Below are 15,931 nucleotides of genomic sequence, written 5' to 3'. Positions count from 1 at the left end.
GGGGCCGTGGGCCGGTTTCGGTGATCGTTGTATGGAACTACGGTTTATTTCTAGTTGTTTTTCTGACCCGGCATCGGCTTGGCGCTCACAATGTCGTCAGCTTTGACCCAGCCGGGCGTGCCGATCGCGAACCGCGTCTTGGCGCGCGAGGCAAGCTCGCGGGCGGTCTTGTTGTCGCCGCGGAGATAGGCGGCCTGCGCCGAGGCAAGGTCGGCCTGGGCATAGTCGCCCTTGCGGCCGTAGGCCATCGCGAGCTGGGTATAGCCGAGCGGCGCCTCGGGCTCGCGCGCCACGGCGGCGCGCAGCATGTTGATTGCATCGTCGGTGTAGGCCTTGTTGTCCGAGGCAACCAGGGCCTGCCCGAGCAGCATCTCGATCAGCGGCGAGTTGCCGGAGAGCTGTACCGCGCGGCGCAGCGGCGCGATCGCCTCCGCCGGCCGGCCGCCTTCGAGCAGCGCCTGGCCGCGCAATTCGTAGAAATAGGGATTGTTGGGCTGGAGCTGGATCAGGCCGTCGATCTGCGCGATCGCCGAGCGCAGATCGCCGTGCAGATAGGTGGTGATCGCGCGCGCATAGCGCGCCGGCAGGCTGGTGTTGGACAGCGGATAGCGGCGGTAGACCGTGTCCTGCCGCTCCATGAAGCCCGAGATCTTGGCGCGCATCATGTCGTGACGCAGCTGCAGCGCCGGATCGTCCTTCTTGTCCCAATAGGGGCTCGAGCGCGCCAGCTCCTCCAGCGCGGAAACGCGATCGACCGGCATCGGGTGCGACTGCAGATAGGGGTCGGCACCACGCGCGGCGAACAGGCTTTCGTCGGTGAAGCGCTTGAACGTCTCGTACATGCCCTTGGCGGATTGGCCGGTCGCGTTGAGGAACTTGACGCCGGCGCGGTCGGCGTTCTCCTCCTGCTGGCGCTGGTAGGAGAGCAGCGTGCGCTGAATGACCGACTGCGGCGCCGAGATCGCGGCGGCACCTGCGCTGGAGAGGCCGTTTCCAACGCCGCCGCTGGCAGCGCCTGCGGCCAGCGCACCGACGCCGAGCAGCATCGCGATGATCATCTGGGTCTGTGCCTGCGCGAGCTGCTCGCGCATCTTGGCGAGATGGCCGCCGGCCAGATGGCCCGTTTCGTGCGCCAGCACGCCGATGATCTGGTTCGGCGTCTCCGATTGCAGCAGCGCGCCGTAATTGACGAAGATGCGGCGGCCATCTGCAACGAAGGCGTTGAACGAGCCTTCGTTGATGATCACGATCTGGATGTTCTGCTTCTCGAGGCCCGCAGCGCGCAGGATCGGCCTCGTGTATTCGCGCAGCAGCTGCTCGGACTCGGTGTCGCGCAGCACCGGCGGGCCCTTCTGCTGGGCGCGTGCCGGGACGACGGAACCGACGGCGAGCGCAACCGCGGTCATGAGTGCGGTCAGCTTGAACCCGGTCAGCTTGAAGGTTCTGGTGCGAAGCGTGAGGCGGAACAGCATGGGCGATCTATCGGCGATGACTGGCCGCGCTGCGGCAGAGTCCGGTTCCCGACCCGACCGGATCAGGCGCGTGGCACAGTCTGTTGTTTTTGCAGTTCTTCTTCACGCGAACCGGGTATGCACTGGGGTATTCACTTGGCCTGAAAGCGTTATAAGGAGCCACCGAATGCGGCCAGTCTGGGGCGGTAGCCGGTAACGGGAACCCGAATTCGGCAGCGGCCGTGCAATAGCAGAAATCCATGCGTGAAGCGACACCGAGAGACCGACTGAACAGCCTGTTGACAGCGTCCGGCCGGAGCGATGTTCCGCCGTTCATGGTGATGGACGTGATGGCCGCCGCGGCGCGAATCGAGGCCGCCGGCGGCCATGTCATCCACATGGAGGTCGGGCAGCCCGCCGAAGGGGCGCCGAAGCAGGCGATCGCGGCCGCGCAGGCCGCGCTTGCCGGCGGGCGGATCGACTATACCTCGGCGCTCGGCATTCCCAGTCTGCGCGCGCGCATCGCCCGGCATTACCGCGACACGTATGGCTGCGCGGTCGATCCGGAGCGCATCATCGTCACCACCGGCTCGTCGGGCGGTTTCATCCTGGCGTTTCTTGCGATGTTCGAGCCGGGCGACCGGGTCGCGGTCACCGTGCCGGGCTATCCGCCGTACCGGCACATCCTGACCGCGCTCGGCTGCGAGCCGGTGCTGATCGAGACCTCCGGCGACACCCGCCATGCGCTGACCGGGGAGGCGTTGCTGGCCGCCCACCGCAAGGCGCCGCTCAAGGGCGTGCTGGTCGGCAGCCCCGCGAATCCGACCGGCACGATGATGTCGCGCGAGGCGCTGTCGAGCCTGATGGCGGCCGCCGACAGCGCGGGCATCCGCTTCATCTCCGACGAGATCTATCACGGCCTCGACTACGCGTTCCCCGCGGTGACGGCGGCGGAGCTGTCGCCGAACGCGCTCGTGATCAACTCGTTCTCGAAATACTTCTGCATGACCGGCTGGCGCGTCGGCTGGATGGTGGTGCCCGACGTGCTGGTGCGGCCGATCGAGCGGCTGCAGCAGAACCTGTCGATCTCGGTGCCGACCTTGTCGCAGATCGCCGCCGAAGCGGCGTTCGAGGGCCGCGAGGAGATGGAGGCGATCAAGCGCGGCTATCAGGAGAACCGCCGCATCCTGATCGAAGGCCTGCCCAAGGCCGGGCTGACCAAGTTCCTGCCGGCCGACGGCGCGTTCTATCTCTATGCCGACGTCTCCGACTTCACCTCCGACAGCTTCGCCTTCGCCAGCGAGATGCTCGAAAAGGCGCACGTCGCAGCGACCCCGGGCGTCGATTTCGATCCGATCCACGGCCGCGCCTTCATCCGATTTTCCTATGCGCGTTCGGCGGCGGAGATGCAGGAAGCAGTTGCGCGGATCGCGCATTGGCTTAAATAGCCGGCAATCTTCAAGAGCCCTCCGCCTCGTCGGTTGGATCGGTTTCGCAGCCGCTGGCCGCGCTTTCGGCAGAGCAGCACGCGACAGATCGCCGCGGATAAACGGCAGGGCCCACACAGTTCCATTTGACTTGAACGGCCAAGTTGATCTTGGCTATTTCCGCCATTTCTGAGGGGGAGTGACACATGGCAACGGCAACCGTTGCCACGGCTTCACCGGCGTCTGCCGGCAGCAAGCCGTGGTACAAGATTCTCTATGTGCAGGTTCTGATCGCGATCGTGCTCGGCGCGCTGGTTGGCGCATTCTGGCCGTCGCTCGCTACCAACGAGTGGATCAAGGCGCTCGGCGACGGCTTCATCAAGCTGATCAAGATGGTGATCGCGCCGATCATCTTCTGCACCGTGGTGTCAGGCATCGCGCATATACAAGATGCCAAGAAGGTCGGCCGCATCGGCGTCAAGGCGCTGGTCTATTTCGAGGTCGTCTCGACCTTCGCGCTGGTGATCGGCTTGCTCGTCGGCAACATCGTGAAGCCGGGCGCGGGCTTCGGCGGCGCGGCGGCGAGCGCCCAGGCGGTTGCCGGCTATGCCAAGCAGGCGGAGGCGCAGAAGAGCGTCGACTTCGTGCTGCACATCATCCCGGACACCGTCGTCGGCGCCTTCGCGCAGGGCGAGATCCTGCAGGTGCTGCTGTTCTCGGTGCTGTTCGGCTTCGCGATCATGGGCCTCGGCGAGCGCGGCCACACCATCCGCTCGTTCATCGACGACGCCGCGCATGCGGTATTCGGCGTCATCTCGATCGTGATGCGGGCGGCGCCGATCGGTGCGTTCGGCGCGATGGCCTTCACCATCGGCAAGTTTGGCACCGGCGCGATCCTCAATCTGATGGGGCTGATCGCAACGTTCTATCTGACCGCCGCGCTGTTCGTCCTCGTGGTGCTCGGCATCATCGCGCGGATCGCCGGGTTCTCGATCTTCAGGTTCCTGGCCTACATCAAGGATGAGCTCTTGATCGTGCTCGGCACCTCGTCCTCCGAGAGCGCGCTGCCGTCATTGATGGAGAAGCTCGAACGTCTCGGCTGCTCGAAATCCGTGGTCGGCCTCGTGGTGCCCACGGGCTATTCTTTCAACCTCGACGGCACCAACATCTACATGACGCTGGCGACGCTGTTCATCGCGCAGGCGCTGGGCTACGACCTCTCGTTCAGCCAGCAGCTCACGATCCTGGTCGTCGCGATGCTGACCTCGAAGGGCGCCTCCGGCATCACCGGCGCGGGCTTCATCACGCTGGCGGCGACGCTTGCCGTGGTCGATCCGCGGCTGGTGCCGGGCATGGCGATCGTGCTCGGCATCGACAAGTTCATGAGCGAGTGTCGCGCGCTGACCAATCTGTGCGGCAACGGCGTCGCCTGCGTGATCGTCGCCTGGTGGGAGGGCGAGCTCGATCGCGACAAGCTCAACGCCAATCTCGCCAGGCAGATCGACCCGACTGACATGGAGACCGCGCTGACGACGGACTAACTCTCGTCCCGAGTCAGAAGCGATCGAGCCGATACGGCGAGGTGTCCACCGCGGATGCCTCGCCGTTCATCGTTTCGGCGAGCACCCGCGCGGTCGCAGGGCCGAGCGTAAAGCCCTGATGGCCGTGACCGAAATTCACCCACAGCCCGCGATGGCGCGGCGCGGGACCGAGTATCGGCAGCATGTCGGTGGTGCAGGGGCGGGTGCCGAACCAGGGCTCGGGCTCGACGCGGCTGCCGATCTCGATCAGTTCGCGTGCCGCGGCTTCGGCATAGCCAAGCTGGATCGGCGTCGCCGGCGCGTCGGGGCTGGTCAGCTCCGCGCCGGTCGTGATGCGGATCCCCTTGGCCATCGGTGCCATGGCATAGCCGTTCGCGGTATCGACCAGCGGCAGGTCGAGCGAGCGGCCACCCTGGTAGTGCATATGGTAGCCGCGCTTGCGCACCAGCGGGATCCGGTAGCCGAACTTGCGCAGCAATTGCGGTGACCACGGCCCAAGCGTGACGACGACATGGGCGGCATCGATCCGGCCGCCGGTCGTCTCGACCGACCAGCCGGTTGCGGTCTCCGCCAACGTCTGCGCGTCGCCGCGCAGCAGTGTCCCGCCGAGACGCTCGAACAATCCGGCATAGGCCGAGACCAGACCGCCGGGGTCCGACACGGTCCAGGGCCCGAGCCAGTGAATGGCGCCGGGCAGGTCGTCGCGCAGCAATGGCTCCGCCTTGGCGAGCTCGCGGCCATCGAGCACGCGAAACGTCACGCCAAAGTCGCGCTGGTTCTCTTCGGCGGTCGCGATCGCCTGCTCCAGTGCCGCCGGGTCGCGATGCAGCAGGCGATAGCCGGCGCAGCGGATCAGATTGTCGGCATGGGCGTCGCGGATCAGCGTGTCATGCTCCGCCGTGGCGTAGGCGATCAGGCGCGCCCAGGCGAGGGTGGCTTCGCGGTGCCGCTCGGGCGTCGAGTTCCACCAGTAGCGCAGCAGCGGACCGGCGTGCTGCGGCAGCGAGGCCAGGCGATAGCGCACGTCGTTGGTGCGCCCCATCGCGATCCTCGCGAGCGTGGCCGGATCGCGCGGCATCGGGTAGGGCCGCACGGCCTCGCTCTGAATGATGCCGGCGTTGCCGTAGCTGGTTTCGCGGCCCGGCTCCTTGCGGTCGACGAGCGTCACCGACCAGCCGCGGCGTTGCAGGTGGAGCGCCGTGCTGACGCCAACCATGCCGCCGCCAAGAACGATCGCGCTTTGCATTGGGATCCGTCTCCGTCAGGCTCCGTCACGCCGGGGTCTGACGAACGGATGGCCTGTCCAATAAAAACGCCCGGCGTGAACCGGGCGTTTTGACTTGCGGGTGGTGCTAGTTGCCGCCGCCGAACCGGCGCGACCACCAGCCCTTGCGGGCCGGAGCCTCGGCTGCGGCGGCTGGCGCCGGCTCCGGGGCCGCCGCAGCGGGCTCGGGCGCAGGAGCTGCTTCTTCCGCGGGGCTCTGGACCAGAGCGGGCGCCGCAGCCTCGGGCTGCGGGCTCGATCCGAAGCTGACCTTTTCGCGCACCGTCGAGCGGCGCCGCTGCGCGCGGTCGCTTTCGGCGGCCGTGTCCTCGGCGGCCGCGGGCGGGGCCTCCGGAGCAGGCGCTGCAGCGGACGCGATGGGCGCGGTCTCGACCGGCTGCCATTCCGGCGGCGGTGCGAACAGTTCCGGCTGCGCAAGCGAGGGAGCCGGCTCCGCGTCATGGCTGTCGAAATCGGCGACCGCATCGGTGGCCTCGGGCGCTGCCGCCGGGCTCAACTCGTCGGAGATCGATCCGGCGAGACCGTCATCCGGTCCGCCACTGCCGCGACGGCGGCGGCCGCCACGACGTCCGCGGCGCCGCGGGCGGCGATCGCCGTTGGCAGCCTGGTCGTCGCGCCCTGCGCCCTGTGCTTCGTCGCCTTCGTCCTCGTCGCCTTCGGCTTCGCCCGCGGCAACCGCCTCGGTGCCCTCGGGCAGGACATGCATGAGATCGCCGTCCTCGCGCGGCGGCTGAGCGCCGTCACGCGGCTCATTGGCGCCACCACGGCCGCGGCGCCGGCGGCGGCGCTTGCGGCGCTGGCCGTCGCCTTCGCCCTCAGCGGACCCCGCTTCTTCGCTGGCTGCCCGGTCGTCGGCGAGGCCTTCGGTCTCGTCGGTCTCGATCTCGGCCTCGTATTCGAACAGTTCTTCCTCGTCATCGGCCTCTTCGACCTGGGCCGGCGCAGCGGCAGCTTGCGCGGCAAGCAGCGCCTTGGCGGCTTCGAGCGTATGCACCTGCTCGCCGCGATCGATGATGTAGGATTGCTGGCCGTGCACCGTGGCGTCGGCGACGATCGACAGCGAGACTCGGAAGGAGTCCTCGAGGTCGCGCAGATGGCCGCGCTTGTGGTTGAGCACGTAGAGCGCGACGTCGGTGCGGGTGCGGACCACCAGATTGTGGGTCGCGCCCTTCATCAGGATCTCCTCGATGCCGCGCAACAGCTGTAGCGCAACCGACGAGACCGAACGGACGTGGCCGCTTCCGCCGCACTGCGGGCAGGGCTCGGTCGAGCTCTCCAGCACGCTGGCGCGGATGCGCTGTCGCGACATTTCCAGGAGGCCGAAATGCGAGATGCGGCCGACCTGGATCCGGGCACGGTCCTGGCGCAGGCAGTCGGACAGCTTGCGCTCGACCGCGCGGTTGTTGCGCTTCTCGTCCATGTCGATGAAGTCGATGACGATCAGGCCCGCGAGGTCACGCAGGCGGAGCTGTCGCGCGACTTCTTCCGCCGCCTCGAGATTGGTCTTGAGCGCGGTGTCCTCGATATGGTGCTCGCGCGTGGCGCGGCCGGAGTTGACGTCGATCGAGACCAGCGCCTCGGTCTGGTTGATCACGATGTAGCCGCCGGAGCGCAACTGCACGGTCGGCGAGAACATCGCATCGAGCTGGCTTTCGACGCCCATGCGCGAGAACAACGGCTGGCCGTCGCGATATTGCTTCACCGCCCGCACATTGGCCGGCATCAGCATCTTCATGAAGTCGCGGGCTTCGCGGTAGCCGGCTTCGCCCGCCACCTGAATCTCGTCGATCTCCTTGTTGTAGAGGTCGCGCAGCGAGCGCTTGATCAGCGAGCCTTCCTCATAGACCAGGGTCGGCGCCTGCGACTTCAGCGTCAGGTCGCGCACCGTCTCCCACATCCGGATCAGGTACTCGAAGTCGCGCTTGATCTCCGGCTTGCTGCGGGAGGCGCCGGCGGTGCGCAGGATGATCCCCATGCCCTCGGGCACGTCGAGGTCCTGCACCACTTCCTTCAGCCGCGAGCGGTCCTGGGCGGAGGTGATCTTGCGGCTGATGCCGCCGCCACGCGCGGTGTTGGGCATCAGCACGGCGTAGCGGCCGGCGAGCGACAGATAGGTGGTCAGCGCGGCGCCCTTGTTGCCGCGCTCCTCCTTGACGACCTGCACCAGCATCACCTGCCGGCGCTTGATCACTTCCTGAATCTTGTACTGGCGACGCGGGCGGAACGCGCGCTCCGGAACCTCCTCGAGCACGTCGTCGCCGCCGACGGACTCGACGACGTCCTCTTCCTCGCCTTCCTCGCCGTCGTCCTCTTCGTCATCTTCGCCGGCCTCGTCGCCGAGCCGAGCCTCGGGCGCGGCCACCTCCGCAAGCGTCGCATATTCGGTGACGGCGTGCTCATCGGCCACCGCGAGAACTTCGTCGGCCACCACATGCGGCGCGTCGTCGGCATGCGCGGCGTTTTCCTCGACCTGCTCCTCATGGGCCCGCTCGGGCTCATGATTGACCTCGGGGGCCTCGAAGGCCTCCGGCGCGGCTGATGCAACGGAGGCTTCGACCACCGCGACGACAGGGTCGGACGGGGCCTCGGCGGCCGGCACCTCGCTGGTTACCGGGGCGTGGTCGTGATCGTGCGCATGATCGTGGTCGTGGTGGTCTTGATCGTGATCATCGTGGCCATGATCGTCGTGACCATGGTCATCGTGCTCGTGATCGTGATGATGCCCATGGTCCTCGTGATGCGCATGATCATGCGCCTCATGCTCGTGACCCTCATGGGCGATCACGCCGTGCTCGTGATGATCGGCATCATGTTCAGGATGCCCGGCATCGACGGGATGTTCGTGAGCCTCGGCAACGGGCAGCGCCTGCGCGTCGGCGGCACCCTCGATCACCTCGCTCTGGACGCGGTCGCCATGGCCGCGGCGGCGGGCATTGCGATGGCGCGACCGGCGGCGATGGCCGCGGTTCTCGTGCTCTTCCTCGGCCTCGCGGTGGGCGCGCTCGTCGGCCTCGATCAGCGCCTGACGGTCGGCGACCGGGATCTGGTAGTAGTCGGGATGGATTTCGCTGAAGGCCAGGAAGCCGTGACGGTTGCCGCCATACTCGATGAAGGCAGCCTGCAGCGACGGCTCTACGCGCGTGACCTTGGCGAGGTAAATGTTGCCGCGCAGTTGTTTGCGCTGGGCGGTCTCGAAATCAAACTCTTCGACGCGATTGCCACGGACCACGACGACCCGGGTCTCTTCCGGGTGGGTGGCATCGATCAACATCTTGTTGGGCATTTTGGAGCTCTTGACGGCGGCGGGCGCGGATCATGGCGCGCGCAAACTGCGCCGCCCGGTGACGCGACGGTCCACCTGATTCGGGGGTGAGGGGAAGGCCAAAACGCGTCTCGCGGCACAGCGCCGGACGGGAACTCACCGGGATGATGCGACGGGCGACGTTTTCACCTCGCGTCAGCGCGATCATTCGGGGGATCCTGGTCGGCAATGCAGTCTGGCGCATTAAGCGTCGGCCCGTCTAAACATGTTGGCGGCGAAAATTACCGCCGTATCTTTTGCTGAAAGCCCCGTCCGGCGCCGAAGCGCCTGCCGGCCATCGCATATCGAGAGCCCCAAGGAATCCACCAGGGGACCGGATAATCGGTTACGCCGTGTCTCAAACCGTCCCTCTGGCGAGGGAGTGTGTCTGGGACCGGACACCGCTCGGGCTTGAATCCGCCACTCCGTGTCAGCCGCGCGCGGCGCTGGCTGGGGAGGGACCGGAAAAACACGGCGGGATCTTCAACTTGGAAGGTTCCACCGCTGCACCGAGAGGCTGAACGCGACACAACCGGGAGTACTAGCCGTCAGCATCCCGTACATACGTGGATTGCCCGTCGCGTGCAAGGGAAGCGTCACGCCGCCGCAACACTCGCTTCTTTTCGCCGGCGCGTCATTAGGGTGCGATTAACCGTGTGGTTCTAATGCGATAATAAACAGCTGGGAGGCTCCGAATCGGGTGGAGAACCGCGCAAAACACCTTGTTTTCCTGGGATGCGGGCTGTTGTGCGCTGCAGCATTGGCGCTTGCCGTGGCCAGCGCCCCGAGCGCGGCTGAAGGACCACAGGACGGCCAGCCAGTTCCGGCCACAAGCGCCTCCACCGCCAGCGCCCAGAATTTCCCGGTCGCATCAGGCGCCAGGCTCGCCGGCGACGACAAGCAGACCCGATTCATCCTCGATCTCGACCGCAAGATCGAGTTTCGCGCCTTTCCGCTGGCCGCCCCGTACCGCGTCGTGGTCGATATCCCGCAGGTCAATTTCCAGCTCGCTGCCGGCACCGGCTCGGCGGCGCGGGGATTGGTTAAGGCGTTCCGCTACGGCCTCGTGATGCCCGGCGGCTCCCGGATCGTGTTCGACATGACCGGCCCGGTGAAGATCGCCAATTCCTATGTGCTCGATGCCGCTAATGACCAGCCACCTCGGCTGGTGCTCGACTTCGAGCAGGTCGATCGCACCAGCTTCGTGCAGTCGCTGGCGCCGGAGAGCCGGCCGGAATTGAAGCCGGCGATTTCCGATTCCACCACGGCGACCATTCCAGCCGTCACCACGGCGGCGCTGCCGCCGGTTGCGGCCTCTGACCCGCGCCCGCTGATCGTGATCGATCCCGGCCATGGCGGTATCGACAACGGCACCCAGTCCGGCGACCAGACCGAGAAGAACCTGGTGCTGGGCTTTGGCCTTGCTTTGCGCGACCGGATCGAGAAGTCGGGCAAATACCGTGTGGTCATGACCCGGTCCGACGACACCTTTATCCCGCTCAACGACCGGGTGAAGATCGCGCGCTCGCAATCTGCGGCGCTGTTCGTCTCGATCCACGCCGATGCCTTGCCGCGTCGCGAAGGCGACGCCCAGGGCGCCACGATCTACACCGTGTCGGACAAGGCTTCCGACGCCGAGGCCGAGCGGCTGGCGGAAGCGGAAAACAAGGCCGACGCGATCGCTGGCGTGAACCTGACCGACGAGCCGACCGAGGTCGCCGACATCCTGATCGACCTCGCGCAGCGCGAGACCAAGACCTTCTCCAACCGCTTCGCCCGTCTCTTGATGGACGAGATGAAGAGCACGGTGCGGATGCACAAGCATCCGCTCAAATCGGCCGGCTTCCGGGTGCTGAAGGCGCCCGACGTGCCGTCCGTGCTGGTCGAGATCGGCTACGTCTCCAACAAAGGCGACCTCGAACATCTGGTTTCCGAGAACTGGCGGAACAAGGCCGTCGGATCGATGGTCCAGGCGATCGACACGTTCTTCGCCAAACGGCTGGCAACCGCCGGACCGGCAAAGTGAAATTGGCCGCCTGAAAAGCCTGGGCCGTTGCCCGGAAGCCCTAGTTTGGCCACAGCGGCGACGCTATAGACAAGGCACCGTAGGTCCGCAGAATCGACCATATTGTCCGGCGGCTCTTGTATATTCGTGTGCGCAAGGCGGCTCGCTGGGCCAAGGCTTTGAAAGTGAAGGCCTCGATGCAAAGGCCTCGTTGTATGAGCCTCTGTTGTGTGAGCTTCGCACTTTTGGACAGGCGCTTCTGACGACTGAGCGCCGGAGGGTAGGAACGGAACGTCGATAATGCGCCTGCTCGTGCGGTTCATGGGTTTCTTGTTCGCCGCCGGAACCGTCGTGTTCCTGGTCGGTGTTGCCGCCGTTGCCGGCGCCATCTGGCATTTCTCCAAGGATCTGCCCGACTACTCGCAGCTCCAGGACTACGAGCCGCCGGTGATGACCCGCGTGCACGCCGCCGACGGCGCGCTGCTCGGCGAATATTCCAAGGAGCGCCGGCTCTATCTGCCGATCCAGGCGGTGCCGAAGCTCGTGATCAACGCGTTCCTCGCTGCCGAAGACAAGAACTTCTACGAGCACGGCGGCATCGACTATCAGGGCATGGCGCGCGCCGCGATCCTCTACGCGCAGAATTACGGCTCCAACCGCCGCCCGCAGGGTGCCTCGACCATCACCCAGCAGGTCGCCAAGAACTTCCTGCTGACCAACGAGGTCTCGTTCAGCCGCAAGATCAAGGAAGCCTTGCTGGCGATGCGCATCGAGCGCGCCTATTCCAAGGACCGCATCCTCGAGCTCTATTTGAACGAAATCTATCTCGGGCTTGGCGCCTACGGTGTCGCGGCGGCGTCGCTGGTCTACTTCGACAAGTCGGTCAACGAACTGACGATCGCGGAAGCGTCCTATCTCGCCTCGCTGCCGAAGGCGCCGGCCGCGCTGCATCCGGTGCGCAACCGTGACCGCGCGATCGAGCGCCGCAACTACGTGATCGACCGCCTGCTGGAGAACGGCTGGATCAAGCAGGCCGACGCCGACAAGGCGCGCAAGGATCCGTTGATCGTCACCAACCGCAGCAATGGCGCGCACATCTTCGCCGGCGAGTATTTCGCCGAGGAAGTCCGCCGCGACATCTTCGAGCGCTACGGCGAAAAGAAACTCTACGAGGGCGGCCTGTCGGTCCGCACCACGCTGGATCCCAAGATCCAGGTGATGGCGCGCAAGACCATGGTCGCGGGTCTCGTGAACTATGACGAGGCGCAGGGCTGGCGTGGGCCGGTTCATAAGCTCGACGTTTCAGGCGATTGGGGCGTCAAGCTAGCCGACGTCAAATCGCTCTCCGACATTTCGCCATGGCGGATGGCGGTGGTGCTGGAGACCAGCGATCAGTCGGCGCGAATCGGCTTCCAGCCCGGCCGCGAGCTCGGTGGCGCGGTCAGCAAGGAACGGCAGACCGGCATCATAACGATCGACGGCGTGCGCTGGGCCAAGAGCAAGGGCAAGGCGCCGACGGCGGTCTCGCAGGTGCTGCAGCCGGGCGATGTGATCTATGCCGACCCGCTGGTGACCAAGGAGGGCACGGCGGTCGAGGGCCAGTACCGCCTGCGGCAATTGCCTGAAGTGTCCGGCGCCATGGTGGCGATGGATCCGTGGACCGGCCGCGTGCTCGCAATGGTCGGCGGCTTCTCGTTCGACCAGAGCCAGTTCAACCGCGCGACGCAGGCCTACCGGCAGCCCGGCTCGTCGTTCAAGCCGATCGTGTACTCGTCGGCGCTGGACAACGGCTATACGCCGTCGACCACGGTGATCGACGCGCCAATCGAGATCGATCAAGGGCAGGGCGCCGGCGTGTGGCGTCCGGAGAACTATTCGTCCGGCAAGTATTACGGCCCGACCACGCTGCGCAACGCGCTGCAGCGCTCGCTCAACACCGTCACCGTGCGGCTCGCGCAGGACATCGGCATGCCCTTGGTCGGCGAGTATGCAAAACGCTTCGGCGTCTATGACGAATTGCCGAACTATCTATCGTATGCGCTGGGTGCGGGCGAAACGACCGTCATGCGCATGGTCACGGCGTATTCGATGTTCGCCAATGGCGGCCGTCGCGTGAAGCCGACGCTGATTGATCGCATCCAGGATCGCTACGGCCATACCATCTTCAAGCACGACAGCCGCGAATGCCGCGGCTGCGACGCGCCCGGGGGCTGGAAGAGCCAGCCGGAGCCGCAGCTCGTCGATCGCCGCGAGCAGGTGCTCGATCCGATGACGGCCTATCAGATCACCGAGATGATGGAAGGCGTGGTCCAGCGCGGCACCGCCACCGTCGTAAAGGAGGTCGGCAAGCCGATCGCCGGCAAGACCGGCACCACCAATGACGAGAAGGACGTCTGGTTCGTCGGCTTCTCGCCGGATCTCGCTGTTGGCGTCTACATGGGCTACGACAAGCCGCGCAATCTCGGCCGCACCGCCACCGGCGGTCATGTGGCGGCGCCGATCGCCCGCGACTTCCTCAAGCTTGCGCTCGCCGACAAGCCGCCGACCCCGTTCAAGGTTCCGGCCGGCATCAAGCTGATCCGGGTCGATGCCAAGACCGGTATGCGTGCCGGCCCCGGCGACGGCGGCAACACCATCCTCGAAGCCTTCAAGCCGGGCACCGCGCCGCCGGAGAACTATTCGGTCATCGGCGTTGCCGATGCCGATGGGCGCGGCCCTGCGCCCGGCCCGCAGCCGTCACAGAATGGGGCCCAGCCGGATGGCGGCTTCTTCATGCGGCCGGGAACCGGGGGGCTTTACTAGCCGCCTATCCGGCCAAATCGCCGGGATAGTGCGACCAAGCCGATTGCGCTTTGCCGCGCCGGTCGCTACATCCCCCGGAACCTTTTTTGCCAACACCTGAAAGACCATGCGCGCGGAAATCGAACGCCTTGTTGAAGAGATCAAGCAGTCAGTCGGGCTGCTGAGGAGGCATCTTTGACGTCGAACAGTCGACGGCACGCCTCGCTGAGCTGAACAAGCTCGCAGAAGATTCCAATCTCTGGAACGACCCGCAGAAGGCCCAGCGCCTGATGCAGGAGCGCACCTCATTGGAGGACTCGCTCTCGGGCATCGGCAAGGTCGAGCGCGAGCTCGAGGACCAGGTCGGCATGATCGAGCTCGGCGAGGCCGAGAACGACGCGGGCGTGGTTGCCGAGGCCGAGAAGGCGCTCAAGGACCTCAAGAAGGAGGTCGCCCGGCGCGAGCTCGAGGCGCTGCTCTCGGGCGAGGCCGACAAGTTCGACTCTTATCTCGAGGTCCATGCCGGCGCCGGCGGCACCGAGAGCCAGGACTGGGCGCAGATGCTGCTGCGCATGTACACGCGTTGGGCAGAGAAGCACGGCTTCAAGATCGAGTTCCTCGAAGAGTCCCAGGGCGAAGAGGCCGGCATCAAATCCGCCACCATCCAGATCTCCGGCCACAATGCCTATGGCTGGCTGAAGACCGAGGCCGGCGTGCATCGCCTGGTCCGGATATCGCCGTTCGACTCGAATGCGCGGCGGCATACGTCGTTCTCGTCGGTGCAGATTTTCCCCGTGATCGACGACAGCATCAAGATCGAGATCAAGGAATCCGACGTTCGCACCGACACGATGCGGTCGGGCGGTGCCGGTGGTCAGCACGTCAACAAGACCGAGTCGGCGGTGCGCCTGACGCACATCCCGACCGGCATCGCGGTGGTCTGCCAGGCCGGCCGCTCCCAGCACAAGAACCGGGCGCAGGCCTGGGACATGCTGCGCGCGCGGCTTTACGAGATCGAGCTGAAGAAGCGCGAGGAGCAGGCCGCTGCTGATCAGGCCGCCAAGACCGATATCGGCTGGGGTCACCAGATCCGCTCCTACGTCTTGCAGCCCTATCAGATGGTGAAGGATTTGCGCACCGGTGTGCAGACCTCCGACACGTCGGGGGTGCTCGATGGCGACCTCGATGAATTCATGGCGGCGACCCTGGCGCAGCGTGCCTTCGGCACCGGGCCCGGCTCCGTCGAGGATGTGGATTAGCCCATGCCGCGCGTCGCTTTCATCGGATTGGGACGCATGGGCCACGGCATGGCCGGCCGTTACCTCGATGCCGGCTTCACGGTCGCTGTGTGGAACCGGAGCAAGACCAAGGCCGAGGACCTGATCGCGCGCGGCGCACTGTGGGCGACTTCGCCCGAGGATGCCGCGATCGATGCAGATGCCGTCGTGACCATGGTCGCCGACGATGAGGCTTCGCGCGCGGTCTGGCTGACCAAGGATGGCGCCGCCGCCACCATGAAGGCCGGCACGCTCGCGATCGAATGCTCCACGGTCTCGTATCAGCACACGCTCGACATGGCGCGCGAGCTGCAGAGCCGCAGCCTGATCTACATCGATTGTCCCGTCACCGGGCTGCCGGAGGCGGCGGCTAGCGGCAAGCTGACGTTGCTGGTGGGGGCTGATCCGGCCGATCTCGAACGGGCGCAACCGTTCCTCGCACCGATCGGCAGCACGATCCGCCATTTCGGCGCGGTCGGCACCGGCACCGTGTTCAAGCTGATCAACAATCTGATCGGCGCGGTGCAGATCGCGGGCCTCGCCGAGGGCGTCGCGATCGCCGAGCAGGCCGGCCTCGACATGCAATTGGTCGCCGAGGCGCTCGCCACCGGCGCAGTCGCAAGTCCGCAGGTGATACGCCACTCGAGGCGAATGATCGACCGCAACTTCTCCGGCGCGTCGTTCACGGCAGCACTGCGCCACAAGGATGCGGACTATGCCGTGCGCCTCGCCGAGACGCTGCTGCCCGGCGTGCCCGTGAGCCGCGCCGCGCTCACCGCCTACGACAAGGCGAAGGCTCACGCGCCCGATGGTGACGAAGGCCAGATGATCGAGATCGTGTCGCGGCCGAAATAGGCAGGGCC

General features: G+C 66.2%; 10 protein-coding genes. 7 read left to right on the top strand and 3 right to left on the bottom strand.

Annotated elements, in window-relative coordinates; all coding sequences use genetic code 11:
* Window positions 1-50 precede the first annotated feature (50 nt).
* Window positions 51-1,472, bottom strand: coding sequence for a M48 family metalloprotease (locus XH92_RS25655; protein ID WP_194454593.1), 1,422 nt, complete (start codon window positions 1,470-1,472; stop codon window positions 51-53).
* Between the two features lie 239 nt (window positions 1,473-1,711).
* On the opposite strand from XH92_RS25655, the gene XH92_RS25650 reads away from it, so the two are divergent.
* Together XH92_RS25650 and XH92_RS25645 are read left to right on the top strand one after the other, a co-directional pair.
* Window positions 1,712-2,899 carry a pyridoxal phosphate-dependent aminotransferase gene (locus XH92_RS25650; RefSeq protein ID WP_194454592.1) on the top strand — a complete coding sequence of 396 codons (1,188 nt, stop codon included), beginning with the start codon at window positions 1,712-1,714 and terminating at the stop codon, window positions 2,897-2,899.
* A gap of 185 nt (window positions 2,900-3,084) precedes the next feature.
* Window positions 3,085-4,419, top strand: coding sequence for a dicarboxylate/amino acid:cation symporter (locus tag XH92_RS25645; protein ID WP_194454591.1), 1,335 nt, complete (start codon window positions 3,085-3,087; stop codon window positions 4,417-4,419).
* A gap of 13 nt (window positions 4,420-4,432) precedes the next feature.
* On the opposite strand, the gene XH92_RS25640 is transcribed toward XH92_RS25645, so the two are convergent.
* Together XH92_RS25640 and XH92_RS25635 are read right to left on the bottom strand one after the other, a co-directional pair.
* Complete coding sequence (locus XH92_RS25640; protein WP_194454590.1) at window positions 4,433-5,665, bottom strand: FAD-binding oxidoreductase; 1,233 nt, start codon at window positions 5,663-5,665, stop codon at window positions 4,433-4,435.
* Between the two features lie 106 nt (window positions 5,666-5,771).
* Window positions 5,772-8,264, bottom strand: coding sequence for a ribonuclease E/G (locus tag XH92_RS25635; RefSeq protein ID WP_305825879.1), 2,493 nt, complete (start codon window positions 8,262-8,264; stop codon window positions 5,772-5,774).
* Window positions 8,265-8,321: 57 nt separating this feature from the next.
* Between XH92_RS25635 and XH92_RS43750 the strand changes: the two genes are divergently transcribed.
* The 5 genes from XH92_RS43750 (at window position 8,322) to XH92_RS25615 (ending at window position 15,923) form a co-directional block, all read left to right on the top strand.
* Window positions 8,322-9,077 carry a hypothetical protein gene (locus tag XH92_RS43750; protein ID WP_305824999.1) on the top strand — a complete coding sequence of 252 codons (756 nt, stop codon included), beginning with the start codon at window positions 8,322-8,324 and terminating at the stop codon, window positions 9,075-9,077.
* Window positions 9,078-9,705: 628 nt separating this feature from the next.
* A complete protein-coding gene (locus tag XH92_RS25630; protein WP_194454588.1) occupies window positions 9,706-11,031 on the top strand; it encodes an N-acetylmuramoyl-L-alanine amidase in 1,326 nt (441 codons plus the stop codon).
* Window positions 11,032-11,310: 279 nt separating this feature from the next.
* Window positions 11,311-13,812, top strand: coding sequence for a penicillin-binding protein 1A (locus tag XH92_RS25625; protein ID WP_194454587.1), 2,502 nt, complete (start codon window positions 11,311-11,313; stop codon window positions 13,810-13,812).
* 106 nt (window positions 13,813-13,918) lie between these two features.
* Window positions 13,919-15,050, top strand: a protein-coding gene (prfB, locus tag XH92_RS25620) for a peptide chain release factor 2 (RefSeq protein ID WP_194454586.1) whose coding sequence is annotated in 2 segments (ribosomal slippage) — window positions 13,919-13,987 and window positions 13,989-15,050 — 1,131 coding nt in all. Because the reading frame shifts where the segments join, the coding sequence is not laid out codon by codon here.
* A 3-nt stretch (window positions 15,051-15,053) separates the two neighbouring features.
* Window positions 15,054-15,923: an NAD(P)-dependent oxidoreductase gene (locus XH92_RS25615; RefSeq protein WP_194454585.1), complete on the top strand. Its 870-nt coding sequence runs from the start codon at window positions 15,054-15,056 to the stop codon at window positions 15,921-15,923.
* The last annotated feature ends 8 nt before the right edge of the window (window positions 15,924-15,931 follow it).

The sequence above is a fragment of the Bradyrhizobium sp. CCBAU 53421 genome (assembly GCF_015291625.1).
In the GTDB taxonomy this organism is placed as follows: domain Bacteria; phylum Pseudomonadota; class Alphaproteobacteria; order Rhizobiales; family Xanthobacteraceae; genus Bradyrhizobium.
Note: the sequence above shows the minus strand (reverse complement) of the source record. Positions and strands in the feature narration are given on the sequence as shown.